1 protein-coding gene is annotated in these 2610 nt (G+C 70.3%); it reads left to right on the top strand.

Going from position 1 to position 2610, the window contains the following annotated elements; translation table 11 throughout:
• Positions 1–133: 133 nt before the first annotated feature.
• The coding region (gene traN, locus ACT6Y9_RS10310; protein WP_443744467.1) for a conjugal transfer protein TraN at positions 134–2610 on the top strand (2477 nt) is incomplete at its 3' end.

Here is a 2610-nt window from a genome sequence, read left to right as displayed (position 1 = left end):
ACGGCGGCGCCTTCATGGGCGAGGTGAACGCACTCCTCGCCTACACGGGCTGGGCCGCGCAAGGGGGCGGCGTCACCGACACCTGGACCGACGGCTGCCGCGGACTCACCGAAACGACGGAGAAAAAGACGCGATGAACCGCCCTCACTTCAAGCGCCCTTCCCGCGCGGGGGACTCGACGGGGTTTGCCGCTCTTGCCCTCCATGGGCTCGCGGCCGGCCTTCCCGTCGCCACCGCCGCGCTTCCGGCCGTTCTCTCGAGCGTTCTTCCGGTCGTTCTTTCAACCGACGCCACGGCGCGCACCTGCACCGAGCTCTCGCGCACCTGCGCCGATTCGGCCGACCGCGTCGTGAACGGCGTCGTCGTCCATCGCGAATGCTGGCGCTGGGAGAAGACCTTCTCCTGCGTCGAGGAGGCGCCCGAAAAGTCCCGCTGCGACGCGCAAAACCTTCCCGCGGCCTGCCGGATCGTCGAGGAGCGGTGCGCCGCGTCGGACGACGCCGCGGGGTGTCTCGAGCTCAACCGCGACCTCCTCTGCACGGAGAAGCCCTCGGGCCCGGGAATCACCGCCGACGACCCGCGGATTACGGTCGCCTATTCAACCACGCGCACGCCCGGCCTCGCGCTGGGAGCGGGCTGCAGCATCACGAAGCGTACGTGCCTTGACGCCGCACCCCGCCGGATTCCGGTTGAGAACCTGCCGGGCGAAACGGTCGAGGCCGCCCCCGCCTGTTGGGAGGAGGCCCTCACGGTCTCCTGCCCCTCCGTTTCGGCCGCGCCCTCGTGCGCGAAGCTCGAGGCGGCGGGCTGCACCGCCTCCTCCCCGAAGACGTGCGAGGCGACGGACGCCGCGGGCGGCTGCATCTCCTGGAGCGCGGGCTACGTCTGCCGCGGCGTCACGGTCGAGGGCGACGACGTCATTGAGGACGGGAAGACCGAAATCCCGGACGGAAAGCCCGTCGAGGACGATTCGGCCTGCCGGGAGGCGGTGGCGCAGAAGACCGAGGCGGGCTGGCGCTGCTCTGCCCTCTCGAAGACCTGCCTCAGGAAGAACGCCTCGGACCGATGCGTCGAATGGGAGGCGCTCTGGCGGTGCACCGCTGCAGGCGAAAACCAATGCGCGGCCTTAGAGAAGCTCACCGCCTCGGGCGTCTGCCGAGAGGAGTCGCAGAGCGTCTGCGAGCTCGAGGATTCGACGGGCGCCTGCATCCGCCGGCGCGCGGTCTTCCGCTGCGGCGCGGATGCGGGCACGGAGGGCGACCTGCCGGCGGGCGACGCCGAGCGCCTTCCCGACCTCTTGGAGACGGAGCTCGCGCTCAAGGACGAATGTGCGCAACTCCGCGTCGACCCGTCCTGCGTCGAGACGGCGAAGACCTGCGCCGAAGGACCCGCGATCCGCCTGGTCAACGGCGAGCCCGTCTACAAGGACTGCTGGGCATGGTCGCACCAGTGGACCTGTCAGGCGGGAGGCGGTTCGGAATGCACGGCCTTCGAGCGCGATCCCGCCTGCCGCCTGGTGTCCGAATCCTGCCCCGACGGAACGGCTTCGTGCCTGCGGCCCACGCGCGTCTATGAATGCGTGACGGAGGGCTCGTCCTCCACCGCCGGCACGGTCTGCGGGGGAGAGGCCTGCATCGCCGGCGTCTGCACGCCGACCGACGAAGCGCCCGACCAAGACTTCGCCGACTCGATCGTGGAGATGGAGATCGCGCGTCAGGCGGGGGTCTACGGCGACCTCTCCGGGAACCGCTTCTTTTCGGGCGAGGCCCTCGGATGCCGCGACCGCAAGGCCGCGGCCTCGTGCTGCCGCAGTGAACCGGCCGTCGGGACCTCCAACAGCGCCTTCTCGCTCCTCCTCGACTTCGGCGTGGGCGCGGGCTGGGAGGCCGTGAAGTACGTGGGCTCGCCCTACGTGCACGACATTCTCAGTCAGTCGAAGAACACCGCCGGGACCCTCAACGCCCTCTACGGCGGCGCTTCGAGCGGCGTCTACGAACCCTCCTTCTCCTACTGGGGCGCCACGCTCTCGTGGAGCGAGGCGAGCGGCTGGAGCTTCAACTTTTCGCCCGCGGGCTTTGCGCTCACGGCCGCCATGCACTTCTACCAGGGCTACGCCTCCTGCCGCGCCGAAGATCAGCGCGTCGCGATGATGAAGGGCGAAAGGCTCTGCCGCTACATGGGCACCGTCTGCACGAACACCACGCCCGGGCTCGGCTGTACCGAGCGCGAGGAGCGCTACGTCTGCTTCAACTCCAAGCTCGCGCGCATTCTGAACGAGCAGGGCCGCGCGCAGCTGGGCCGCGGCTGGGGGACCGCCCTCGCGCCCGACACGCGGGGCTTCACGGCCGAGGAGCTCGGGGCGCTCGACTTCTCGAAGATGGACCTCTCGGAATTCGTCGCCGATGTGGTGAAGGAGGCCCTCAAGAACCCGGGAGCGGACGCGGCGGCCGTGCTCGCCCGCGCCCAAGCGCGCGTCGCCGACATGCTCGAGGGCAAAACCGCCCTCTGGGAGAAAGTCCCCGGGGCGACGGGCGTTTCGCGCCCGGGGGGCTCGACGGGCGCTGCGCCCGCCGCGGGCTTCATGGCGCCGCCCGGTTGGCGGCTCGAAGA

The sequence above is a fragment of the Sutterella sp. genome, assembly GCF_052272535.1.
GTDB lineage: Bacteria > Pseudomonadota > Gammaproteobacteria > Burkholderiales > Burkholderiaceae_F > Sutterella.
The sequence above is the reverse complement of the archived record's forward strand: the minus strand, read 5'-3'. Positions and strand labels throughout refer to the sequence as shown.